General features: G+C 71.1%; 21 protein-coding genes and 2 pseudogenes. 8 read left to right on the forward strand and 15 right to left on the reverse strand.

Translation table 11 applies throughout. The annotated features are described in order from the left end of the window. Positions 1-198: 198 nt before the first annotated feature. A complete protein-coding gene (locus AB0G15_RS37180; protein WP_362849457.1) occupies positions 199-1,056 on the forward strand; it encodes a hypothetical protein in 858 nt (285 codons plus the stop codon). A gap of 87 nt (positions 1,057-1,143) precedes the next feature. Here the strand turns inward: AB0G15_RS37180 and AB0G15_RS37185 are convergent, their stop codons facing one another. Beyond that, positions 1,144-2,160: a hypothetical protein gene (locus AB0G15_RS37185; protein ID WP_362849459.1), complete on the reverse strand. Its 1,017-nt coding sequence runs from the start codon at positions 2,158-2,160 to the stop codon at positions 1,144-1,146. Between the two features lie 86 nt (positions 2,161-2,246). On the opposite strand from AB0G15_RS37185, the gene AB0G15_RS37190 reads away from it, so the two are divergent. Beyond that, positions 2,247-2,861, forward strand: a complete 615-nt coding sequence (locus tag AB0G15_RS37190; protein ID WP_362849462.1) for a TetR/AcrR family transcriptional regulator — start codon at positions 2,247-2,249, stop codon at positions 2,859-2,861. A gap of 75 nt (positions 2,862-2,936) precedes the next feature. Here the strand turns inward: AB0G15_RS37190 and AB0G15_RS37195 are convergent, their stop codons facing one another. Then, a complete protein-coding gene (locus AB0G15_RS37195; protein WP_362849464.1) occupies positions 2,937-3,395 on the reverse strand; it encodes an ATP-binding protein in 459 nt (152 codons plus the stop codon). A 77-nt stretch (positions 3,396-3,472) separates the two neighbouring features. Between AB0G15_RS37195 and AB0G15_RS37200 the strand changes: the two are divergent. Then, positions 3,473-3,703: pseudogene (locus tag AB0G15_RS37200) on the forward strand (Scr1 family TA system antitoxin-like transcriptional regulator); the annotation flags it as partial. Between the two features lie 65 nt (positions 3,704-3,768). Here the strand turns inward: AB0G15_RS37200 and AB0G15_RS37205 are convergent. Further along, entirely contained in the window at positions 3,769-5,355 is a 1,587-nt protein-coding gene (locus tag AB0G15_RS37205; protein WP_362849467.1) for an MFS transporter, read from the reverse strand. 57 nt (positions 5,356-5,412) lie between these two features. Here AB0G15_RS37205 and AB0G15_RS37210 point away from each other — a divergent pair, with 57 nt between their 5' ends. After that, a complete protein-coding gene (locus AB0G15_RS37210) occupies positions 5,413-5,808 on the forward strand; it encodes a MerR family transcriptional regulator (protein WP_362849470.1) in 396 nt (131 codons plus the stop codon). Positions 5,809-5,940: 132 nt separating this feature from the next. On the opposite strand, the gene AB0G15_RS37215 is transcribed toward AB0G15_RS37210, so the two are convergent. From AB0G15_RS37215 to AB0G15_RS37270, 12 genes are all read right to left on the reverse strand, one after another. Beyond that, positions 5,941-8,247 (reverse strand): FdhF/YdeP family oxidoreductase, encoded by a 2,307-nt coding sequence (locus AB0G15_RS37215; RefSeq protein WP_362849472.1) that lies wholly within the window; start codon positions 8,245-8,247, stop codon positions 5,941-5,943. 51 nt (positions 8,248-8,298) lie between these two features. Beyond that, positions 8,299-9,429, reverse strand: coding sequence for an aromatic ring-hydroxylating dioxygenase subunit alpha (locus tag AB0G15_RS37220; RefSeq protein WP_362849474.1), 1,131 nt, complete (start codon positions 9,427-9,429; stop codon positions 8,299-8,301). 56 nt (positions 9,430-9,485) lie between these two features. Beyond that, positions 9,486-9,833 carry a bifunctional 3-phenylpropionate/cinnamic acid dioxygenase ferredoxin subunit gene (locus AB0G15_RS37225; protein WP_362849477.1) on the reverse strand — a complete coding sequence of 116 codons (348 nt, stop codon included), beginning with the start codon at positions 9,831-9,833 and terminating at the stop codon, positions 9,486-9,488. A 151-nt stretch (positions 9,834-9,984) separates the two neighbouring features. After that, positions 9,985-10,728, reverse strand: coding sequence for a sulfite exporter TauE/SafE family protein (locus tag AB0G15_RS37230; protein ID WP_362849480.1), 744 nt, complete (start codon positions 10,726-10,728; stop codon positions 9,985-9,987). A 72-nt stretch (positions 10,729-10,800) separates the two neighbouring features. After that, positions 10,801-11,631, reverse strand: coding sequence for a HEAT repeat domain-containing protein (locus AB0G15_RS37235; RefSeq protein WP_362849483.1), 831 nt, complete (start codon positions 11,629-11,631; stop codon positions 10,801-10,803). Between the two features lie 241 nt (positions 11,632-11,872). Beyond that, positions 11,873-13,240, reverse strand: a complete 1,368-nt coding sequence (locus AB0G15_RS37240) for a HAMP domain-containing sensor histidine kinase (RefSeq protein WP_362849486.1) — start codon at positions 13,238-13,240, stop codon at positions 11,873-11,875. After that, positions 13,237-13,926, reverse strand: a complete 690-nt coding sequence (locus AB0G15_RS37245; protein WP_362694278.1) for a response regulator transcription factor — start codon at positions 13,924-13,926, stop codon at positions 13,237-13,239. Before AB0G15_RS37245 ends, AB0G15_RS37240 begins: the two co-directional genes overlap by 4 nt. A gap of 140 nt (positions 13,927-14,066) precedes the next feature. Beyond that, positions 14,067-15,407: a cation:proton antiporter gene (locus tag AB0G15_RS37250; RefSeq protein WP_362849489.1), complete on the reverse strand. Its 1,341-nt coding sequence runs from the start codon at positions 15,405-15,407 to the stop codon at positions 14,067-14,069. A gap of 29 nt (positions 15,408-15,436) precedes the next feature. Continuing rightward, the gene (locus AB0G15_RS37255) at positions 15,437-16,993 is read right to left on the reverse strand and encodes a cytochrome P450 (RefSeq protein ID WP_362849493.1); all 1,557 of its coding nucleotides are present in this window, start codon (positions 16,991-16,993) and stop codon (positions 15,437-15,439) included. Further along, a complete protein-coding gene (locus AB0G15_RS37260; protein WP_362849496.1) occupies positions 16,984-18,057 on the reverse strand; it encodes an alpha-hydroxy acid oxidase in 1,074 nt (357 codons plus the stop codon). Before AB0G15_RS37260 ends, AB0G15_RS37255 begins: the two co-directional genes overlap by 10 nt. 113 nt (positions 18,058-18,170) lie before the next feature. Continuing rightward, on the reverse strand, positions 18,171-19,739 hold the full coding sequence (locus AB0G15_RS37265) for an NAD(P)-binding domain-containing protein (RefSeq protein WP_362849499.1): 1,569 nt from the start codon (positions 19,737-19,739) through the stop codon (positions 18,171-18,173). Between the two features lie 70 nt (positions 19,740-19,809). Then, positions 19,810-21,369 (reverse strand): AMP-binding protein, encoded by a 1,560-nt coding sequence (locus AB0G15_RS37270; protein WP_362849501.1) that lies wholly within the window; start codon positions 21,367-21,369, stop codon positions 19,810-19,812. 525 nt (positions 21,370-21,894) lie between these two features. Here AB0G15_RS37270 and AB0G15_RS37275 point away from each other — a divergent pair. From AB0G15_RS37275 to AB0G15_RS37290, 4 genes and pseudogenes are all read left to right on the forward strand, one after another. Beyond that, positions 21,895-22,197: a metalloregulator ArsR/SmtB family transcription factor gene (locus AB0G15_RS37275; protein ID WP_362849504.1), complete on the forward strand. Its 303-nt coding sequence runs from the start codon at positions 21,895-21,897 to the stop codon at positions 22,195-22,197. 46 nt (positions 22,198-22,243) lie between these two features. Then, positions 22,244-22,705, forward strand: a complete 462-nt coding sequence (locus AB0G15_RS37280; RefSeq protein ID WP_362849507.1) for a YbaK/EbsC family protein — start codon at positions 22,244-22,246, stop codon at positions 22,703-22,705. Positions 22,706-22,729: 24 nt separating this feature from the next. Next, positions 22,730-22,936, forward strand: a pseudogene (locus AB0G15_RS37285) (pentapeptide repeat-containing protein); the annotation flags it as partial. Between the two features lie 3 nt (positions 22,937-22,939). Beyond that, positions 22,940-23,095, forward strand: a complete 156-nt coding sequence (locus AB0G15_RS37290) for a hypothetical protein (RefSeq protein WP_362849510.1) — start codon at positions 22,940-22,942, stop codon at positions 23,093-23,095. Positions 23,096-23,235: the final 140 nt, after the last annotated feature.

Here is a 23,235-nt window from a genome sequence, read left to right on the forward strand (position 1 = left end):
CGGCGAGCCGACCACGCTTTTATACCCGATGATAAATCCCCGGCCCGTCGGCCCGAATTTTATGTGCAACAAAAAGTGTCAGAAATATTGAAAGTACGGTCACGGCGGCACACACTCGGCGTTGAGAAGGCCCGCCCCCCAGATTTTGGAGCCACAATGGACCGAGCCGTAACCGGAATTCACGGGCGTAGAAAAACGATGTTGCGGCGCCTCGCATCCGCCGTCGTCGCGATACTCGCCGTGGCATTCCTCTGCGTGCCGCCCGCCAGTGCCCTCGCGCTGCCGACGCCGAAGGATCTGACCGCCTTCCTCGACCTCGAATGCTTCAAGACCAGCCCGTACCAGCCGCCCGCCACCACGCTCAAACTGCGGCATATCAACCCCGTGCTCAGCACCCTGCCGATCGAGACCGTCACCCTCGGCCAGCGTGAGCAGCTGTGCGTCCCGGTCGCCAAGAACAACCAGACGCCGCCGTCATCCGCGCTCAACTTCATCAGGTACATCGACCTGGCCTGCTACAAGATCTCCGGCACCACTGTGACCACGGGCCTCGTGCTCAGCCACCTCAACCCGCTGTTCCAGAGCCTGCCGCGCACGCAGATCTCCCTCAACACCCCGCAGCAGCTGTGCGTGCCGGTCATCAAGAACAACGTGCTCCCACCCGCCGAGGTGCTGTCACTCGTACGCCATATCGACCTCAAGTGCTACGCCATCACCCCCAACACGTCGCTGAACCAGCAGTTGTCCCTGCGCCAGCTCAACCCCGTTCTCACCCCGATCATCCCCACGCACGGCGCGCAGGTTCTCACCGCCCGCCAGCTGTGCGTCCCGGTGCAGAAGGCCGGCGACGTCATCCCGGACGAGGTGTTCAAAATCGTCCGGTGGATCGACCTGGAGAAGTTCGACCTCGTCACCCCGGCCCTGCCCACCGTGTCGCTGACCCTGCGGCACATCAACCCCGTCCTCGCCGGTCTCCCGATCGAGCCGGCCGTCCTCAGCGGTGCCAGCCAGCTGGCCCTGCCGGTCGCCAAGAACGGCAACTTCCCGCCGGGCTGATTCCCTGACACGGAGCCCCTCCACCGGTGCCGGTGGAGGGGCTCCCTCATTGCCCTGCCCCCGATCAGGCGGGACACGCGGGGCTGTTCATCGATCACCCGGGGCTTCGGCGAACGTGGCACCGATCTCCATCATCCGCTCGACCGCGTAGGCGGGGTCGATCAACGCCTCGGGAGTGTGGAGGCCCGGCGCCACGGCTTCGCCGCGCAGGCCGAGCAGTCGTTCGACACCGAGGGCGACGGCGAGCGCGGTCAGGTCGCGTTGCCCCTCCGGGTGGCGAAGGTGGCGTCTCCTCCTGAGCGGTGCGCCCCTGTGATCCTCGCCTTCGAGATCGATCCCGACCACGCTGGAGGCGGGCTCGCCTCGGCGCCTGTTCTCGGCGGACTCACCGGCCGCGAACGCGAAGCGGACGTTCGGTGCGCCCGTCGCGATGGCGAGACTCGGAACGTCGAGGGTGGCCATGATCTGACCGGGCAGGACGGCGCCGTCGGCTCCGGAGACCTCCACCCGCGCTTCGGGACCGTCGACCCAGCTGAAGACGCCGTCGCGGCGGACGAGCCCCGCCGAGGTGGAGGCCGTCAGGCGTTCCATGTCCGCCGCAGCCGCGGGCCCGCCGATGTCCGGCTCGTCCAGTACGGCGTCGGCCCGGATGGTGTCGATCCGGCCGAACTCCCTGGCGAGGTGCAGTGTCGCGAGGACGACGAGACCGGCGTACCAGTGGCTGGCCAGCAGGATCGGGGCGGCGCCGGCCCGCTGCCCGCCCGCGACGACCTCGGGGGCGATGTCCGTCAGGCCGCTGGAGAGGCTGAGGTACGGCAGGCCGCGGTCCTGGGCGTAGCGCAGTCCGTTCAGATGGCTGTCCCACAGTGCCGCGACGACCGCCGAGTGTTCATGGCCTGCGGGGAGGCCGAGGTCGTCGCGGCGCAGATCGATGGTCACCGCTGTCGCGTCGCCGAGTTCGTCGGCGACACGCCGTGCGCGCTCCAGATCGCGGCCCGCGATCGTGAGCGGCAGCGTCGGATACCACCGGCGCAGGATGGTCGCGGTCCCCGCGCCCGCCTGACCGGAACCACCCATGATCAGTACCGATTTCGAGTGCTCCATCGCGTTCTCCTCTCGCGTTCCCACTAACTTACATTTTGTAACCTACACTTTGTAGCCTAGGCTGGGCGGCAACGCAAGGGAGCGCAATGGCCACGGCATCGACGCGCCTGTCCAGACAGGCCAGGCGGGAGCAGTTGCTCGACACCGCCCTGGGGATCGTGCGCGCCCAGGGCGCCGACGGCCTCACCCTGCTCACCCTCGCGGAGGCCGCCGGGGTGAGCAGGCCGATCGTCTACGACCACTTCGGCACCCGCCCCGGCCTGCTGCTCGCGCTCTACCAGCGACTCGACGAACGGCACCGGACCGCGTCGGCACAGGCGTTGCGGGAGGCCGAGCCCACCCTCGGCGAGACAGCCCGCGTCCTGAGCACCGCGTACTTCGCGTGCTCCACCGACATGCCGGAGTGGAACGCCGTTTCCGCCGCGCTGAAGGGAAATCCGGAAATGGAAGTGATCGAGCGGGAGATGTTCGACAGCTTCACGGACCTGATGGCCGCGGCACTGCTGCCGTACTCCGACCTCACGCCGGAAGCCCTTCGACTGCGCTGTGTCGGCGCGCTGGGCGCGGCCGAGGCGATCGCCGCGGAGCTGAACCGGGGGCGGGCGACCGTCGCCGACGCGGCCGCCGCGCTCACCGACCTGATCGTCGGCGGCATCGACACCGGGACCGGCCGATCGGCGATCGACGGCTCACGGCCGTGATCCACGGCTCGGGCAGCCGAGGGCTCCATCAGCCCGCCCGACGGCGTGCGCGGAACCGGAGGATCCTCTCCCCTCCTACGGCCATGCCGCCAGCTGGAACCATACCGACTTGCCGTAGGGGTTGAGGGTCCAGCCCCAGTTGCGGGAGAGGTCCTGGACGATGGCGAGACCGCGGCCGGAGATCTCCAGGTCGCCGGCCCGCCTCAGGCGCGGGATCGCGATGCAGGCGTCGTGGACGTCCGCGGTCAGCAACTCCCTCTCCCGGCCGACCGTGACGCGGACGGGGCTCGCGGGAACGTCCGGCGAGCCGTACGCCAGCGCGTTGGTGACGAGTTCCGAGGCCAGGAGTTCGGCGATTTCCGGGGTATCCCCCGTCGCCTTCCAGTCGGTGGCGACGTCACGCACGAACCGGCGGGCGGACGCGACACTTCTCGGTTCGCGCGGTATCCACTTCTCCCCCAGCGGGGAAAGGCCGGGATTCATCGTGTAGCGATATTCGGTCAGCTCCGCGCTCGCCTTGAGTGCCTCTTCCATGTCTTCTCTCTCCGCCTCGGATTTCGTATGTTCAGCGTGCCGAGACGTCACTACCCTTGGTAGTCGGATGGTTGCGAATGATTTCGGTGGTCACTCCACGGCTGAGCGTTCAGGTGATACTCCACGGAATGCATTCTGGCCTGATGGGCGGGTTCGTAATCGCGACGCTGGGTGGGGGAGGCGACGTACTGTATGCGGAGACGGCCGTGCGCGGTCTCATCACGAGCGACCAGGAAGACGTCACGGCGGCGGTGGAGCGTTTTGAGGCCATCCGGACCGAAGCGCTGCCGCTGAGCATGTCCATCGAGCTCATCCAGAGGGCGGACTCGGCCGGGGGGGTGGGTGAGGTCCGTCTCCCCGGCCGCGGCCGGGCTCAGGCCTGGCCGGAGACCTCCGCCGTCTCGGCGGGGGCGGGGTCGGCGACCGGTGGTCGTCCGCGCAGGGTCACCAAAGCGAGTACGGCCAAGGTCAGGGTGGCGACCGCGCCGATCCCGGCGACGAGGTTGAGGCCCGCGGTGAACGCCTCCCGGGCGGGGGCGAGTACGGCTTCCGCCTGGGCGGGCGGAAGATGTGCGACGGCGGTTATCGCGGCCTCGATCGAGTCGCGGGCGGCGGACGCCGCCTCCGGCGGGAGGCCGGCGGGAAGCGTGGCGGGCACGACCTGACGGTAGGCGGCGGCTCCGACGCTGCCCAGGACGGCCACGCCCAGGGCCAGGCCGAGTTCTGTGCTCGTCTCGGACATGGCCGCGGCGGATCCGGCCTTCTCCGGCGGGGCGGAGCCGACGACGAGGTCGGTGCCCAGCGCCATGATCGGGCCCTGGCCGACGTAGACGACGACGATGCCGGCGAGCAGGAGAGGGAGCCCGGCCGCCTGGTCGAGCAGGGACAGCAGGAGGAAGCCGGTCGCCGACACCGCCAGGGACCCGGCGACCACGACCCGCTCGGGCAGTCGCCGTACCAGGACGGGGGCGGCCAGGGAGGTGAGAATCATCGCGACCGACGAGGGCACCAGCCACAGGCCCGCCGCGAGCGGGGACAGGCCCTCGACTCCCTGGAGGAACCGCGTGACGAACAGGTAGGTGCCGGCGGTGGCGGCCAGGCCCAGGAGCAGCAGGAGCAGGGCGCCGGTGAGGGCGCGGTTCCGGAAGAGCGTCACGTCGAGCACCGGGGCGGCGAGCCCGCGCTGCCGCCGCCAGAACACCGTCCCGGCGGCCAGACCGGCCAGGACGACCCCGCCGCTCAGGACCGGGTCGCCTCCGTGGGACAGCAGCTTGACGCCGTACGCGATCGTCAGCATGGCGACCAGGGAGAGCGCGACGCTGACCGGGTCGGGCCGCCCCGCGCTGGTGTCGCGGTACTCCGGGAGCAGCAGCGGCCCGCCCGCCAGCAGCAGTCCCATCACCGGTACGGCGATCAGGAACGCCGCCCCCCACCCGAACGACTCCAGCAACGCCCCGCCGACCACCGGCCCCAGGGCGACTCCGCCGGACATGCTCGCCGCCCAGACGCCGATGGCGGTGCCCCGCTGGCGCGCGTCCCGGAACATGTTGCCGATCAGCGCCAGTGTGGAGGGCATCAGCGTCGCCCCCGCGATCCCGAGCAGCGCGCGGGCGGCGATCAGCGCCTCCGCGCTGGGAGCGTACGCGGCGGCCACCGATGCCACGCCGAACGCCCCCGCTCCCCACATCAGCAGCCTGCGTCGCCCGATCCGGTCGCCCAGCGTCCCCATCGTCACGAGGAATCCGGCGATCATGAACCCGTAGACGTCGGTGATCCACAAAATCTGCTCGCCGCTGGGCCGCAGATCGGCCACGAGACGTGGCACCGCGAGGTAGAGCACCGTGACGTCCATGGCCAGCAGCGATGTGGGCAGGGCCAGCATCGCGAGCCCGGCCCACTGTCGCGCCCCGGCGACATCAGGTCGCCGACCTGTGACTTCTCGTCCAGATGTCGATGTCATGCGGCCAAGCTAAACTGTCACATCGATGTGATAGTCAAGCCGTACGCCGGAGGAAACATGCGCATCGGGGAGCTCGAACGCCGCACCGGGGTCAACCGGCGCCTCCTGCGCTACTACGAGGAGCAGGACCTCCTCCACCCCGAGCGCAAACCCAGCGGCTACCGCGAGTACGCCGGATCGGACGTCGCGACCGTCCGTCACATCCGCAACCTGCTCGCCGCCGGACTGTCCACGGCCACCATCGCCGACCTGTTGCCCTGCATGGGCAAGGACGGCGACGCTCTCATCGCCGACTGCCCCGAACTCCTGCTCGACCTCCACCGCGAACGCGCCCGCATCCAGGCCGCCATCCACGAGTTGGAGACCGCGCGCACCACACTGGAGGCGGTCATCGCCACCGCGCCCCCCGAGGCGGAGCGGGCCGCCCGCGCCATGCTCGCCCCGGCGTCCTGACGGATCCGGCACGGCAGGCGTTCCCAGGCCCTGCCCGCCAACTGCCCGCCAACTGCCCGCCGACCGGCGCCGCGGGCCGAGTGGAGCGGAAGGCGGACGGCCCGGCTCCGCGCCTGAGCCAGGGAGCCGGGCCTACCGGTCGGCTTTCGCGGCGCGCTTGACGAGCCTGACCACGACGCTCTTGGACGTGGGCGTGTTGGAGGTCTCCGCGACCGAGTCCAGCGGCACCAGCACGTTGGTCTCCGGGAAGTACGCGGCGCAGCAGCCGCGCGCGGTCGGGTAGGCGACCGCGCGGAAGGACTCCGCCCTGCGCTCCCCGTCCGGCCACTCGCTGACCAGGTCCACCATGTCGCCGTCGGCCAGACCCCGCTCGGCCAGGTCGTCGGCGTGCACGAAGACCACCCGGCGGCCGTTGCGGATGCCCCGGTAGCGGTCGTCCATGCCGTAGATCGTGGTGTTGTACTGGTCGTGGCTGCGGACCGTCTGGAGCAGCAGCCGCCCCGGCGGGACCCGCAGCACCTCCAGGTGGTTGACGGTGAAGTTGGCCTTTCCCGTCGCGGTCGGGAAGCGGCGCTCGTCGCGGGGCGCGTTGGGCAGCGTGAAACCGCCCGAGAGGCGGGCGCGCAGGTTGAAGTCCTCGAACCCGGGGACCACCCGGGAGATGCGGTGGCGGATCACGTCGTAGTCGGCGAACTGTTCCCAGGGCACGTGCGGGTCGGCGCCGAACAGCTCCGTCGCCAGGCGGCGGACGATGTCCACCTCGGAGAGCAGGTCGCCGGAGGCGGGCGGCAGGTTGCCCCGCGAGGCGTGGACCATGCCCATGGAGTCCTCGACCGTGACGAAGCGGCCCGCGCGGTCACCGGGCGCGACGTCGCGTTCGGTGCGTCCCAGCGTGGGGAGGATGAGCGCCTCGCGCCCGCACACGGCGTGGGAGCGGTTGAGCTTGGTCGACACCTGCACCGTCAGCCGGGCCCGGCGCATCGCCTCCTCGGTCACCGCCGTGTCGGGGGTCGCGGCCACGAAGTTGCCGCCCATCGCGACGAAGACCTTCGCCCGCTCCGACCGCAGCGCGCGGATCGCCTCCACGGTGTCGAAGCCGTGCTCGCGGGGCGGCTCGAAGCCGAACTCGTCGCGCAGCGCGTCGAGGAACCAGGCCGGCGGCCTCTCGTTGATGCCCATGGTGCGGTCGCCCTGGACGTTGGAGTGGCCGCGGACCGGGCACACCCCGGCCCCCGGACGGCCCACGTTGCCGCGCAGCAGCAGGAAGTTGACGACCTCCCTGATGGTGGCGACGGAGTTCTTGTGCTGGGTGAGCCCCATCGCCCAGCACACGACGACCGACTTCGCGCCGAGCACCTCCCGTACGGCGTCCTCGACGGCCGGGCGGTCCAGGCCGGTCGCCTCCTCGACCTCCGCCCAGTCCAGGGAGCGCAGGTCCTCGGCCCACTTGTCGAAGCCGTGGGTGTGGGTCTCGACGAAGGCGCGGTCGACCACGGTGCCGGGGGCGGCGTCCTCGGCTTCGAGCAGGAGCAGCGACATGGCCTGGAAGAGCGCGAGGTCGCCGTTGAGGCGGATCTGCAGGAACCGGTCGGCCAGCGTGGTGCCCTTGCCCACCAGGCCGGAGGCCTTCTGCGGGTTCTTGAAGCGGAGCAGCCCGGCCTCGGGCAGCGGGTTGACCGCGATGATCCGGGCGCCGCCGCGCTTGGCCCGCTCCAGCGCCGACAGCATGCGGGGGTGGTTGGTGCCGGGGTTCTGGCCGACCACGAAGACGAGGTCGGCCTGGTAAAGGTCCTCCAGCGAGACCGTTCCCTTGCCGATGCCGAGCGTCTCGTTGAGCGCCGAGCCGCTGGACTCGTGGCACATGTTGGAGCAGTCGGGCAGATTGTTGGTGCCGAACCTGCGCACCAGGAGCTGGTACGCGAACGCGGCCTCGTTGGAGGTGCGGCCCGAGGTGTAGAACAGCGCCTCGTCGGGGCTGCCGAGGGCGCGCAGCTCACGGGCGATGATCGCGAACGCGTCGTCCCAGCTCACCGGCACGTAGTGGTCGGAGCCCTCGGCCCGGTGCATCGGCTCGGTGAGGCGTCCCTGCTGGCCGAGCCAGTAGTCGGTGTGCCGGGCGAGGTCGTCCACGGTGTGCCGGGCGAAGAAGTCGCGGGTGACCCTGCGGACGGTGGCCTCCTCGGCCACCGCCTTGGCTCCGTTCTCGCAGAACTCGGCCGGGCTGCGGTGCCCGCCCTCGGGCCAGGCGCAGCCGGGGCAGTCGAAGCCCTCCTTCTGGTTGACCACGGCCAGGGTGCGCAGGGTGCGCCCGACGCCCATCTGGGCGTTCGCGGCCACCAGCGACCGGGTCACCCCCGGGATGCCGGCGGCCCACTCCTTGGGCGGGCCGACCTCGAGGCCGTCCTCGTTGACGTCGTCGCGCGGGGCCTTCCTGGCCATTCTCGCGCCTCCTTCCGGCCGATCACCCTTGAAAGCGCACCCTACAGGCGCTCAGCCGGGGCCGGTCCCCAGCCTGTCGAGCACCCAGTCGTGGAAGGCCCCGATGTGGTGCTCGCTGGGCACCAGGACCCCCCCTTGAGCGTACGCCCGGGAGTTCATCGCGGGCTGGCAGCGCTCGCAGGCCTCGAAGTCCTGAACGTTGACGCGGTGGAAGAGCTCGACGGACGGGCCGAGGTCCCTGCCCGAGTCCACGACGTCGCCGAGGAAGAGCCAGTCGCACTCCACGATCGTCCGGTCGGCCGCCAGCGGGAACATCCGGTGCAGGATCACGTGGTCGGGCACCAGGTTGACGAAGACCTGCGGCTTGATGGTGATCGCGTAGTAGCGGCGGTCCTGGTCCTCGCCCACCCCGGGGATGCGGTCCACCCCCTCGGAGCCGTCGACGGTGAACCCCCGGATCTCCTCGCCGAACTCCGCGCCGTGCCCGACGAAGGACTGCGCCGCGTACCCGTCGGCGAACTCCGGCAGCACCTCGGTGAGCTCGGGGTGGATGGTGGCACAGTGGTAGCACTCCATGAAGTTCTCGACGATGAGCTTCCAGTTCGCCTTCACGTCGTAGACGATCCTGCGGCCCACCCGGAGGTTGGCGATGTCGTAGTTCTCGATGGACCTCTCGTCGCCCAGCCGGTGCGTCGCCTCGGCGACCACGTCCGCCTCGAACGACGGCGGCTCGTCGGCCAGGCACACCCACACGTACCCGATCCACTCGCGCACGTGCACGTTGATCAGCCCGTACTCCACCCGGTCGATGTCGGGCATCTTGGTGAGGTTCGGCGCGGCGATCAGCTTGCCCTCGAGATCGTAGGTCCACGCGTGGTACGGGCACTGGAAGGACCGTTTGACCTCGCCGGACTCCTCGGTGCGGATCCGGGCGCCCCGGTGGCGGCACACGTTGAGAAAGGCGCGGATCGAGTTGTCCCTGGCCCGGGTGACGAGGACGCTCTCGCGGCCCACCTGGACGGTCCTGAAGGCCCCCGGCCTGCCGAGGTCGGACGCGCGGGCGACGCAGAACCACATCGTCTCGAAGACGCGGGCCTGCTCCAGGGCGAAGACGTTCTCGTCGGTGTAGTAGCCGCCGGGCAGGGTGGCGATCACGCTGGGGGGCAGGCTTCTCGCGGTCATGATCGCTCCTCTTCACACGGTGCTGGAATCTTCACGCAGTGCTCGCGTCCTGCGTCCTACGCGGTGCCCGTGCGGACGCCGGGCGGCAGGTTCGGGGGCTCCTCGGAGGGGACGACGTAGACGGTGCCGTCCTCGACCACCACCCGGTGGGTGCGCAGCGGCAGCTTGGCGGGAGGAGAGCTCGGCCGTCCCGTCCGCAGGTCGAAGCTCGACGCGTGCAGCGGGCACTCGATCTCGCAGCCCTCCAGCCACCCGTCGGAAAGGGAGGCGTCCTGATGGGTGCAGGTGTCGTCCACGGCGTAGATCTCGCCGTCCTCGGTGTGGAAGACGGCGATGGGCGGGTCGACGTCGAGCCGGCGGGCCTCACCTGGTGGCAGGGCCGCGAGGGGGCAGGCAGGGATCATCGCAACAAACCCCAGTTTCGTAAGGCGGAACAGACAGCGCTATACGCAACAGCGTGACCCCGGGAAATCCCGATGTCAAGAGTCGGCACCGAGGCCTATCCCATGGTCACGCGGGGTGTGGTCTCCACGACGGGATGTCCCCTCGGGCGGCTCACATGTAGGCGTCGGCGCCGAGTTTGATCGCGACGAGCAGCCCGCAGGCGGCGGCGCCGAGCCGGAGTGCGCGGCCGGGCAGGCGGCGGGCGATCGGCGGCCCGAGCAGGCCGCCGAGGAAGAATCCCAGCGCGAGCGGCGCCACCGCCGACCACTGCACCGGGCCGAAGAGGGCGAAGGCGACCGTGGACGCCGCGTTCGCCAGCGAGGACACCACGGACTTGATCGCGTTGACCCTGACCGGCGCCTGGTCGAGCACGGCCGAGAGCACCGCGAACATGAGGATCCCGCCCGCGGCCCCGAAGTAGCCGATGTAGACGGCGACGCCGAACAGCGCGGCGCGCGCCGCCCAGCCGTCCTCGCCGCCGAACCCTCCCCCGACCTTGGGCGGGCGGATCAGCAGCAGCGCGGCGACGGCGATCAGCCAGGGCGCTATCGCCTCGAACGTGTCGGAAGGGGTCATCAGCAGCAGCGCCGATCCCACCGCCCCGCCGATCAGCGTCATCACGCCGAGCCGCAGGACCCTGCCGCCCTGCCCGGTGAGCTCGGGCCGCGACCCGAGCGTCGCGCCCACCCCGTGGAACGTCAGCGCCACCGTGTTGGTGACGTTCGCGGCCAGCGGGGGCAGGCCGAACGCGAGCAGTGCCGGGTAGGAGACGATCGACGCCAGGCTCACCACCGTGCCGACCACCCCGGCCAGCGTCCCGGCCCCGAGCAGTCCCAGCATCTCAGCGACGTCCACGGGGGCCCAGCCAATCACACGCCCCCGCGCCGCGCGGCACCGCCCCGGAGGGGACGCTCCGGGGCGGAGAGGTCAGGTGAACGGGGGCAGGGGCGACGTGTAGTACTTCAACGCGCTGACGAGATCACGGTCGCTGTCATCGTGATCTCGCCAGCCGTCGGCCTTGAGCTTCCGCAACAGCGGCAGGAGCCGCGGGTCGGTCAGCTCCCCGGCGGCCTGGACGTAGAGGTTGCCCACGTCCGGGGTGGCGAGCAGGCGTTCCAGGACGGGCACGATCCGAGGGTCGCGCCGGATCGCCAGGGCCACCGCGGCCTCGCCCGCCGTGTCCTCCTCCGGATCGTCCAGCCGCTCGACGAAGGCGTCCCGGATCTCCGGTGTGTCGTTCTTCCCGTGAAAACCCAGGGTGAAGGTGGCCCAGTCCCGTGTCTGGGCGTCCGGGTCGCGCATCAGCTTCAGCAGCGCCTGGACCGCCTCCTCGGGAAGCACCTCGATCCCGGTCGGAATCCCGCGCACCACCTGCCAGCGGACCTCGACGCGGGGGTCGTCGGCGAATCGAAGCAGCGGGTACAGCACGCGCTCGTCGCAGGTCACGCGGAGCGCGTGGGCGGCGGCCCACCGCAGGTCCAGATGGGTCGTGTCCAGAACGAGGGCGTCCGCCGCCTCGATCAGGGGTGGGACGTGCCAGGAGAAGTCCTCCGCTCGCACCGCGAGCAGGTCGAATCCGAGTGCCCGCACCTCGGGATCCGCGTCGGACCACCAGCTCCGGGCCAGGGCCATGATCTTCTCGGGTGCGGATAGGGACTCGAACAGCCGGTCCATCGCGTCGAAATGCTCGTCGGAGGAGTCGTCGTCCCAGTCGAGCAGCTCGGCGAGCAGGCCGTCGGGAAGATGTGGTGTCGGCATGTTCTCGTCCTTCAGACGGCGACCGAGCGAACGTTCCGGGCAGGAACACGAGTATGCGGAGATCGCGGCGAAGAAGTCGATCGCTTTTCCGGGAGCCGGCCGGTACGGGCGCTCGCCGGCTCCGGTCCGGACCCGGCGGAGGTCGTGACCTGAGAGTGAAGGATCGAGACCTCGAAGTGGATCTGACCGTCCCCGTCCGCGTCCCTCCCGGAAACAGCCGAGCCCGAGGACCGGTACGGGGTCACGGCTCCGGCCCGGGGCCGGAGCGGGCTTCCGACCGGCCGGGCACGCCTCGGCCCTCCAGGTGAGGTTCGCCGCCCAGGTCCTCCGGCGGCGTGGCCGGGTGGTCCGCGGGCTCCGGAAGGTACGGGAGGTACGGGGGGCGCGCCGCCCCGGCGGGGTCCGCGGGGAGCAGGACGGTGAACACCGCCCCGGCTCCCGGGCGCCCGTCCGCGGTGACGGTCCCGCCGTGGGCGTCCACCACCTCCCGGACGAGGGCGAGACCGAGGCCCAGGCCCCCGCTGCGGGACCCGCCGACGAACCGGGTGAAGAGGCGTTCGGCGTCGCGGGGGTCGAAGCCCACGCCGTCGTCGCGGACCTCGAGCCGGACCGTCTCCGGGCCGCTGGAGAGGACGACCCAGATGTGGCCGCCCACGCCGGTGTGGGCGAGCGCGTTGTCGAGGAGCGCGGAGATCACCCTGCGCAGCGCGGACTGCGCCCCGCGCACCATGTGGGCACCCGGCGCCTGGCGCCGTACCCCGATCGTCACGCCGTGCGCCTCGGCGCGGGCCGCCTCGGCCATGGCGAGCTCCTCGGCCAGCGCGGCCAGGTCGACCGGGCCGAACGGCCGGCGCAGCTGACCGAACTGGGCCGACAGCAGCAGGTCCTCGACCACGTCGCCCAGCTGCCGGGTGCCGTTCACCAGCCGGTCGACCTCGGCCGCGGCGAGAAGTGGGTCGTTCCCCCGCCGCAGCCCGCGGGCGACGATCTGGGCGCGGATGTGCAGGCGGGTCAGCGGGGTGCGCAGCTCGTGGCTCACGTCCGCGGCGAACCGGCGCTGGCGGGCCAGGGCCTCGCCCAGCGGCGCGATCGCCCCTCGGGCGACGAGCTGGCCGATCATCAGCGCGGCCATCAGGCCGGCGATCTCCGCGGTGGCGAGCGAGCGCAGCAGCCGGTGCCGCTCCGCGGCCTGGTAGCGCAGGTCCATGACCGCCTGGACCGCCACGCCACTGCGCCACTGGGTGTGTACGAGATAGGACTGCCCGGAGATCTCGATCCGGCCGACCCAGGGCTCGCGTCCGGCGGCGGCCCGGTGCAGCGCGGCGCGCACCGGCAGCACCGCCGGCGCGCCGGGAGACCTCAGCACGGCGCCACCGTGCAGTTCGAACAGCCAGACGCAGGGCGGGGGCCGCGAGAGGTACGCGTGCCGGGCCGCGACGGCCAGGTCGCGCCGCGCCGAGGTGTCCTGGTCGCTGGTGATGACGCAGTACACCATCACCCCGACGAGCGCGAGCATCACCGAGATCGCGCCCGCCACCTGCATGGTGACCCGGCGGCGGGCCCGGATCAGCAGGTACCGCTCCGGCTCGTGGGGTGGGCGCCTCCTCACAATCCGCCCAGGCGGTATCCCACACCCCGCACGGTGCGTACGACGTCCGCCCCCAGCTTGTTGCGCAGGTAGTAGACGTAGGTGTCCACAATCGACTCCGTCCGGGCGCCGTCGAAGACGCGCTGGCGCAGCGAGGCGCGCGTGTGCACCTGCCGTGGACGGGTCGCCAGCGCGCTCAGCAGCCGGCACTCCTGCCCCGAGAGCGTCACCTGCTCACCGGTCGGCAGCCCCACGATGTGGGAATCGGAGTCCAGCCAGCCCGCGCCGAGCGGCAGCAGCCTGGCGTGGTCGAGGTTCCTGCGGTGCAGCGCCCGCACCCTGGCCAGCAGCTCGTCGATCTCGAACGGCTTCACCAGATAGTCCTCCGCGCCCGCGTCGAGCCCGGTGACCCGGTCGGCGACCGTGCCGAAGGCGGTCAGCACGAGCACCGGCACGGTGACGGCCCGCCGGCGCAGCCGTGTCAGCAACTCGATGCCGTCGACCGCCGGGAGGCCCCGGTCGACGATCATCACGTCGTACGGGCGGCTCAGGCCCAGGTGCAGGCCGCGCTGCCCCTCCGGGGCCAGATCGACCGTGTATCCCTGCTCGGTGAACAACCCGACCAGCATGTGCCCGAGCTCGCGGTCGTCCTCGACGAGGAGCAGCCGGCGAGCGGGCGGGCCGGATGTCCCCGAAGTCGCAGCCACGGAACAACCGTGGCATTCCTCCCGCCGAATTACCAGCTTTCCCAGAATAATTGAAATTTACACGGCAATGCTCGCAGCGTATTCGGATGATCACAAAACGGCGTCCGCGCTGCATTGGGGCGGTCAGCGTATTCGAGCGGTCACGAGGAATGGGATTTCTCGGCCTGTTCCTCCAGGGAGCGTGTGTCCGGGCCGGCGGGCCCGGATTCGTGGGCACGTTCGTAACGCTCCGGCAGCGCCAGTTTGTACAGCGGCAGGGCTCCCGCGGTGGTGATGATGGCCACGAGCACGAGGATGGCGAAGAGCTCCTGCGTGATCATGCCCTGCGCCAGGCCGATGTTGATGAAGATGAGGATCATCAGCCCCCGCGCGTTCATGAGCGCCCCCACCGCGTAGGACTCGCGCCAGCCGAATCCCAGGGCCCGCATCGACAGCGAGCAGCCGAAGTACTTCCCGCAGAAACCCGCGGCCAGGATCGCGGCGAACGCCAGGAGCATGGGACCGCCGGCGATGCCGTCGAGATGGGTGTTCAGCCCGGAGAAGGTGAAGAAGATCGGCAGCAGCAGCGTCGAGACGACGTCCATCATGCGGCCGTGCAGCGCCTGGCGGAACGCCGGGTTCCGGGGCATCGCCAGCCCGGCGATGAAACCGCCGAAGACCGCGTAGACCCCGATCCAGTCGGTGAGCCAGCCCGCCGTGAGGGGGACGAGGACGACGGCGTACATGGCGCCGGGGCCGAGGCGGCCGGTCCGCGCGACGCCCTCGCCCAGGGGCCGCAGCAGCGGCGCGACCACCTTCAGCATCACCACCGCGAACAGCACCGTCAGGGCGATGGTGCGCACCGCGTCGCCGGGACCCGCGTCGAGGTGCATCGCCGACAGCACGGCGAGGATGCACCAGGCGAGCGCGTCGTCGATGGCGGCCGCCACCAGGGTCAGCTTCCCGAGGGGGGAGTTCTCCAGCCCCCGCTCGTACAGGATCCTGGCCAGCATGGGGAAGGCGGTCAGCGACAGCGCTCCCCCGACGAACAGGGCGAACTCCCACCGGCTGACGTCGGGGCGCGAGAGCATGTCCCACAGGAGCAGGCCGACGCAGGAGCCGAGGATCAGAGAGGGGACGATACCGGAGAACGCCAGCGTCGCCGCCCGGCGGCCCTCGCCCGGCGGCGACGCGCCGTGGTCCAGCCCGGCGCCGACCAGGAACATGTACAGCGTCAGCCCGATGGTGCTCAACACGTACAGGACGGGCCTGACCTCGGCGGGGAACACGGCCGCCTGGGCCTCGGGGAACAACTGGCCGAACAGCGTCGGGCCGAGGAGGACGCCGGCGACCATCTCGCCGAGGACGCGCGGTTGCATCATCATGATCGCCAGACGGCCGCATATCGCCGCGGCCAGCAGGATGACGACCAGGGCGGGCAGGACCTTGAGGATCAGTGCGAGGTTCGGGTCACCGGCGGTGACCTGTGCCAGGGTGGGCATAACCGTTTCTCCGCTCGTGGTCCGGACGATCATCTGCTCTCCGCGGCGGCCGTACGGTCGGCCTCCGCGAAGTGGCGCTCACACAACCGCTGCCTGCGCGCGTCCCAGACCATGTAGGTGCCGAGGACGAGCTGTACGAGGCTGCGCCAGACGTCCTCCCAGCGGTCGCGGAACCGCATGAACCGCAGTGTCGCCCGATGGGCCGCCCCCCTGGGGGCACCCCGCGGAACGAGCAGGCACGGTCCCCGGTTGGGCATCGACCGGGTGTGGGAGGCGGAGGAGTCGAGGGCGTACGCGCGCAGGACCTCCCGCGCCGCGACCCGCATGGTGATCGGCGCCAGCCGCCAGGCGGGACAGGGGCGGTTGGCGGCGACGCCGAACGGGATGTGGTTGAGCTCCCGGACCGCGGGCCGGCCCGGTCGGGGACGGCCTGAGGCGGGACAGCCGGGGGCCGGGCGATCCGGGGCGAGGCCGTCCCTGCCGGCGTCGCCCCGTCCGGAAAGGTCCGGCTCCGGACGGACCTGGCCCGAACGGTCCAGATGCGAGTAGTCCGAGTGCGAGCGGTCCGTGCCGAAACGGCCGGGGTCGAAACGGCCGGGGTCGGGGAAGCCCTCGCGGTGGAAGGCGGGGTAGTCGAAGCACAGCACCGAGCCGGCCGGGATCGTCGTGTGCTCGTCGAGGGGGATGTCGCCGGTGGTGACGCGGTGGGCGATGCCGAAGAGCGGGTAGAGGCGCAGCGTCTCGGAGATGACGCGGTCGAGGTGGCGCTCGTCACCCTGCTCGTCACCCCGCTCGTCGCCCGCGAGCACCCCGGCCTGGGCGTCCGGGTGCTGGGCGAGGACCATCAGCAGGTGGGCCATGGCCTCCGACATCTGGACGACCGCGGTGTTGAAGAAGGTTCCCTGCAGATAGAGGGCCTGCTCCCGGGCCGACAACCCCGCCGGGAGCCGGTCCCGCACCTTGGGCAGCAGGCCGGCGAGATGCCGGGTCAGCCGGTCGCGCCGGTCCATGTGCCGCAGCCCGCAGCACTTGAGCGCGGTGACGACGTCGTCCGCGTTGCCCACGATCAGGTCGCGCGCCACCGGCGGGCACGGCTCGCCGAAGACGAGTTCGTAGTAGAACTCCGCCCAGACCGGCATCATCAGGTCACGCAGCCGGACCGGCCCCCCCTTGTCTCCCACCTTGTCCCGCAGCGTCCGGGCGACGCAGCGGCGGGTGAGCTCCTCGGCCTCCACGCGCGGCACGGAGAGGAAGCCGCGCGTGGCGCGGGCGACCGCGTCGTACCGCTCTCCCGCCTCAAGGTGTTCCTGGTGCATCTCGGGGCCGGGCGACAGCCAGTACCAGAACAGGTCCGACAGCGCGGCTCCCCTGCTCCGGCCGCCGGCCGCCGGGTGGGAGTAGATCTCCCTGAACCTCTCGACGCCGACCAGGTCTCCGGGGACGGTGATCCCCTCCTCCCCGTTGACCCGGGCAAAGACCCGCGTCCGCAGCGCCACGACCCTGGCGGGGAGCCATCGGGGCAGGCTCAGCACGGTGGCGGCGGCGACCGCCACCGCCACGGCCCTGACCGGCGCGGTCACCGGCATGACCGTCGCACCATGCCCGGATCGAGGTCGTGGACCGACGCGCAGCCGCACAGGGTGAGCGCGTGCTCGACCTCCGAGCGGAGCAGGTCGAGCACGCGGGTCACGCCGCGCTCGCCGTCCGCGGCCAGCCCCCAGATCACCGGGCGGCCGACCGCGACCGCGCGGGCTCCCAGCGCCATCGCCTTCAGGACGTCGGTGCCGCGCCGGACGCCTCCGTCCATCAGCACCGGGACGGCCCCGCCGACGGCGGCCACGATCTCCGGCAGCAGGTCGACGGCGGCCGGGACCGTGTCGAGCTGGCGGCCGCCGTGGTTGGAGACCAGCAATCCCGAGACGCCGTGGCCGAGCGCCAGGAGCGCGTCGGCGGGATGCGCGACGCCCTTGAGGACGATCGGGAGCGCCGTCATCTCCCTGAGCAGGCCGATGTGCTCCCAGGAGATCTCCGGCGACATGACGATCGGCCGTACCCGCCCGCCGTCGCGCAGGTTCTCGCAGGCCATCCCCTCGGGCAGGTCCCGGAGGCCGTGGTGGCGCTCCCGGTCCCGCAGGCCGCGGGCCGGCGAGTCCACCGTGACGACCAGCGCCCGGCAGCCGGCCGCCTCGGCGCGCCGCACGAGTGTCTCGGTGAAGGCCATGTCCGGCTGGACGTAGAGCTGGAACCACAGGGTGGCCCCGGGCGCCGCCTCGGCCACGTCCCCGACGGCGACGGTGGAGGCCATGCTCACGATCATGATCGTCCCGGCGGCGGCCGCCGCCCGCGCGGTGGCCCGCTCGCCCTCGGGGTCGGCGAGCCGGTGGAACGCGGTCGGCGCCACCAGCACGGGCATGGCCGCCCGGCCTCCGGGCAGGTCGACGTCGGTCCGGGGTCTCCCGGCGCCGCGCAGCACTCGCGGCAGCAGGGAGAGCTTCCCGAACGCGGTCTCGTTGGCCCGTACGGTGACCTCGTCCCCGGCCCCGCCGGCGAAGTAGTCGTAGTACTCCGGGGCGAGGCGCGCGCGGGCCGCGGCCTCGAACTCGCGCGGGGTCCGCGGAGCCGCCGAGGTCGCCGGAGCCACCGGAGCCACCGAGGTCCTCGCGTCCGCTACGTGCGGGGAGCGCTCATCCGCCACCCGCGGCGTCCTCGTGCCCGCCACGTGCGGGTGGCGTTCGCCCGCCACCCGCGGCGTCCTCGCGTCCGTCACGCCGGGACCGAGGCGACCTGGCGGGCGAAGAACGCGCGGAGCGGTTCGACGTGGGTCTCCGGGGAGGTCCACTCGTTCTCCAGGTTCTCGGTGACGTGGTGGACGGCCGGTGGCGCGCCGGCCCGGTGGTGCCGCACCACCGGGTGCAGGTAGTGGCCCTCGGCGGCGCGCTCGGCGTCGTTCTGCCGGATCCGGCCCACCCCGACGTCGAAGGGATCGACCTTGTCGTGCTCCGGCCCGTACTCCAATGTGATCGTGAAGTGGCCGCCGTCGCCGATCGGCGGGCCCTCCAGGTCGACCGGCAGCTCCTCCAGATAGCGCGCCCCGCCGTGGCCGTCGAGGACGACGACGTCGCCCAGCAGCCCGAACTGCTGCCACAGCGCCGAACTGCGGTTGACCCGTTCGAGCACCGCCGCCGCGAGCGCCTCCGGATCGGCCGGGAGCTCGCGGCCTGGCCACCGGGCGCCGTGGTACCTGTTCTCCAGGACGCGGTGCAGCGCCCGGGTGCCGTACCGGAAGCCGTGGATGAACCCGCTGGTGCCGCGCTTGAAGTCGCGGGACTGCGTCACGGTCCCGGCGAAGTAGAGGTCGGGCACGTTGACCGACTCGTAGGCGGGGGTGAGTGCGGGGAACCTGTCGCGGATCGTCAGCTCCGGGCGGCACTCGTCGGAGAAGATCGAGGCGTCGATCCGGAAGCCGGTGCAGACGATGACCCTGTCGTAGGGAATGTCCTTGGTGACCTCGTCCGCGCGGACGAAGCTCACCGTCACCAGGTACGAGCCGTCGGCCTGGCGCTCGATCCGCTTGACGTCGCCGTCCAGCACCGCGTTCTGGGACTTGAGCTGGTAGGTGTCGAGGAAGTTGTTGTTGACCGCGCGCAGATGACCGACGAAGTGGGTGCGCCACGCCAGCCGGACGGAGTTCGGCCCGGCGACGTGGATCACCGCGGCCGTCTCGACCAGGCTGTCGGCCGTCTCGAACGCCGAGTTGCCCTTGCCGATGACGAGCACCCGCTGGTTCACGAATCCGGACGGGTCGGTGGCGAAGGTGCCGTAGGGTTCGGCCGTCTCGATGCCCGGTATCGGCGGGACGTTGGGCCGGCTGACCCCGGTCGCGACGACCAGCCGCCTGGCCTCGTGGGTCCGGCCGCGCTCGTCGGTCACCAGGAAGTGGCCCGTGCCGGGGGCGCGGGTGACCTGGGAGACGCGGGCGTCGTAGGCGACGCGCAGGTCGCAGGCCGCGGCGAAGTCGGCGAGATAGCGGACCATGTCGTCGGCCTCGGGGAAGTAGCGGTCGCTGTAGCGGGTGAACAGCAGGCCGGGATCGTCCGACAGCAGCGAGTTCCAGTCCATCCGGAGGTTGAGCTCCGGGTCGTCCGACCCGGTGTACCTCTTGTTGATCGAGATGAGCTGCCGGTGGCGCGGGAAGGTCCGGAAGAAGGTGCCCGGCGCGGGGCCCGCCTCCAGGATCAGGTAGTTCCGTCCCGCCTTGCCGAGGAAGTACCCCAGCTGCAGGCCCGCGGGGCCGGCACCGATCACCACGTAGTCCAGGGCGTTTTCCGGCACGTACACCTCCGTCACAGCGATCTGGTCGAACGGACGCCCCCAGTGTTGGCGGGGAATTCTCAGAGAACGATCAGAGAGGCCGCGGGTCGAGCAGGTCCAGCAGCGCGCGCTTGTCGGGCTTGCCGCTCGCGGCGACCGGGACGGAGGGCAGCACCGTGATCGTCCAGGGGACGCTGCCCTCGCCGAGTTCGGTGCCCACCAGCGCGGCCAGCGCTTCGCAGTCCGGGTCCGCTCCCTCGGCCGGTACGACGAACGCGTGGACGGCCTCTCCCGTCAGCTCGTCCGGGGCCCCGGCCACGTACGCCTCGGCGACGTCGGGATGGCCGCTCAGCACCCGCTCGACGGCTCCGGCGTACACCACCATCGCGTTGACGATGATCACGTCACGGGTGCGGCCGACGAGGTGCAGGAACCCCTTCTCGTCCAGGTACCCGAGATCCCGGGTGCGCAGCCGGCCGTCCCGCAGGGTGTCGCGGGTCTCCTCCGGATCCCCCCAGTACCCTGACATCAGGTACGGGCTGCGCACGTGGATCTCGCCGGTGTCCCCCTCGGCCACCTCGCGGCCCTCCTCGTCGCGCACGCTGATCTCGACACCCGAGTTCGGCCGCCCGACCGAAGGCAGGGCGTTGTCCGGGAACGCGGTGATGTCCCCGGGAGTGAGCACCGAGATCAGGCCCACCTCGGTCTGCCCGTACCCCTGGTAGACCACGGGGCCGAGCCGGTCCACCGCCTCCGCCAGACGCCCGGGGCCGAGCGGCGATCCGGAGACCATCAGCGCGCGCAGGCAGCCGACGTCGACCGGCTCGTTCCTGAGCAGGTCGAGCATCTGACACAACCGCGGCACGGTCACGATGGAGCCGGTGATCCGGTGACGTTCGATCGCGTACGGGAACAGGGGCCGCCCGTCGTCCTCGGGGATCACCGCGGTGCCGCCGCCCAGCAGGCACAATCCCAGGAACTCTATGACCACCATGCTGGCCAGGGTGCCGAACAGCATGTAGCGCCCGAAGCCCGCGGCGAGCTCGTCGGCGACCGGGGACCACAGGCGGGGCTGCCACGACCAGTGCTCGCCGAGCGCGCGGTAGGTGATCGCGCAGCCCTTGGGGCGGCCGGTGCTGCCGCTGGTGAAGGTCAGGGCGGCCACGTCGTCCGGGCGGGCCGCGAGGACGAGGGGCCGCCCCTCGCCGGTGTGGGCGAGCAGGTCGATCGCCGGCACCGGCATCGGCGAGGGACACGGTCCGAGCGACAGCAGCGTGACAGGCCCGGCGGCCCGGAGCAGTTCCGGCGTCACGGTGGACCGGTCGACGAGGAGGGCGTCGATCCCCATGCCGAGCACGTGGGCGAGGTGCCCCTCCGGGTAGCCGGGCCGGACGCCCACGACCCGGCAGCCCAGCGCGTGGGCGGCCATGTGGGCGGCGAACGCCTCGGGGGAGACGGCCGTGCGGACGGCGACGGCCCGGCCGGGTCCCAGCCCGGCGTCGCGCATCGCCCCCGCCAGCCGCCGGATGGTCTCCAGCAGCTCGCCCCGTGAGACGATCCTTTCCCCCTGCTCGAAGGCCGGGTCGCCGGGCGAGCTCCGCAGCGCCTCGAGAAGGGGGTGCGGGAACGGCGGTTCGGCGGGACCACTCATGGTCGGCTCCTCTGGTTTCACGCGGGTCGGCGCGGCGTCTTCGCGGTTCCGGATCTCTTCGGGGTCTTTCCCCGGTCTCTTCCGAGGCGTTTCCGGGTCCCTGCGGCGGGCTTCCGGACTCGCCTGAAGCGGTGTGCCGTCGTATAACCGGCATGTCGCTCACCACGAAGCTAGACAGCGCGGATCAGAGAATCATCAGAGCTCCCGCCCGGCATGGGGACGACCGCGGGAAGGCCGTCCGGGCTCCGGAGAGCGAGCATGGACGTACCACCGGAACACCGCGGGGAGCACGATGTGAAGGTGATCGGCGCGGGCTTCGGCCGGACGGGCACGGCGGCGCCGGTAGCCGAACAGCCGGGAGACGGTCCGCATCAGGTCTCGGTCTCATGCGTGTGCAACGCGGGAAACGCGTTGAGGCCCAGCCGGGTGACGGCTGGACGGCGGCGGCCGTGCCGCCGCTCCTCGGCCCCTCATGAGAACGATCCCGCCGTAGACAGGGAGATAGCTAATTGCCATAATGCCTTTGTGTTAGACGTCAATCTGATCAAGGCGATGGCCAACGACAAGCGGCTGCTGATCCTGGAGTGGTTGCGCGATCCCGAGCGGCATTTCCCGCCGCAGCGCGACGGCGACCTGGTCCGTGACGGGGTCTGCTCGCTGTTCATCGCCGAAAAGCTCGAGGTGAGCCAGCCGACCTGCGGTGAACATCTGAAGATACTCAGCCAGGCGGGGCTGGTCCGCGGCAAGAAGATCAAGCAGTGGGTGTTCTACCAGCGTGACGAGGACCGCATCGCGGAGGCGAAGGGGTTGTTGAGCAGTGACTGGTGATGTGGTCGGCGCTGCCGTGCCGACCCTGGACCTCCATGAGCGCCTGATGTCGGACCTGGAAGCCGCCGGGACGCGCTACCGGTTGATCGAGCACCCGCCCGAAGGGCGCACCGACCTGGTCAGCGCCCTACGCGGGCACGACGTCGCCCAGGCCGCCAAATGCCTGATCGTCATGGTCAAGGTCGGCAAGAAGCAGACCCGGCACGTGCTGGCCGTGGTGCCCGGCGATGCCCGTTTGGACCTGCAGGCGGTCAAGACGCTGCTGGAGGGGACCTACGTGGCCTTCGCGGGCAGGGACAAGGCCGAGGAACTGGCCGGCAGCGTGAGCGGCACCGTGTTGCCGTTCAGCTACCATCCCCGGCTGGAACTCATCGCCGATCCGGCACTGCTGGACTCGCCGGAGCTGTTCTTCAACGCCGCCCGGCTGGATCGCTCGATCGCCCTGGCCACCGACGACTACGTGCGCCTGGCCGCGCCTCGGATGGCACCCATCACCATCACGCCCTGATCGCCCCAGTCCCGACTCGCGGGGGCGATCCTTGTCGACGCGGTCCTCTACCAGGCCGACCTGCGCGATGCCGTCCTGACCCGGGCCATCGCCGAGGGCGTCGACCTCCGGGGCACCGACCTGACCAAGGCCGAGCTACGGAACGCCAACCTGCGCGGCGCCCGCCTGGACTACGGCGACCTCCGAGGAGCCACACTGACCGAAGCCGTTCTGACGGGCGCCTCGCTGAAACACGTGGTGTTCGACGAGACCACCGTGTGGCCCGACGGCTTCGACTTCTCCTACCTCAGACCAGTACGGCCGCGATCGTTCCCGCCCCTCTGTCCCAGGACCTACAAGGCGTTCGCGGTCCAGGAGGCAACCGCCGAGAACGACCCTCCAGCCAAGTAGGCCCTATCGGGACAGGTGTTCATCGATTCAGCCCCGTGAACATCTCGATGCGCACCGCACCCGCCCGAAACTCCGGATCGAAACTACGTCTGGTCTCCCCCATGACCCAACCTTCCCCTTAGGTCAGATCTCCACGGTAC

It is taken from the genome of Streptosporangium sp. NPDC023825, from assembly GCF_040639575.1.
Classification (GTDB): domain Bacteria; phylum Actinomycetota; class Actinomycetes; order Streptosporangiales; family Streptosporangiaceae; genus Streptosporangium.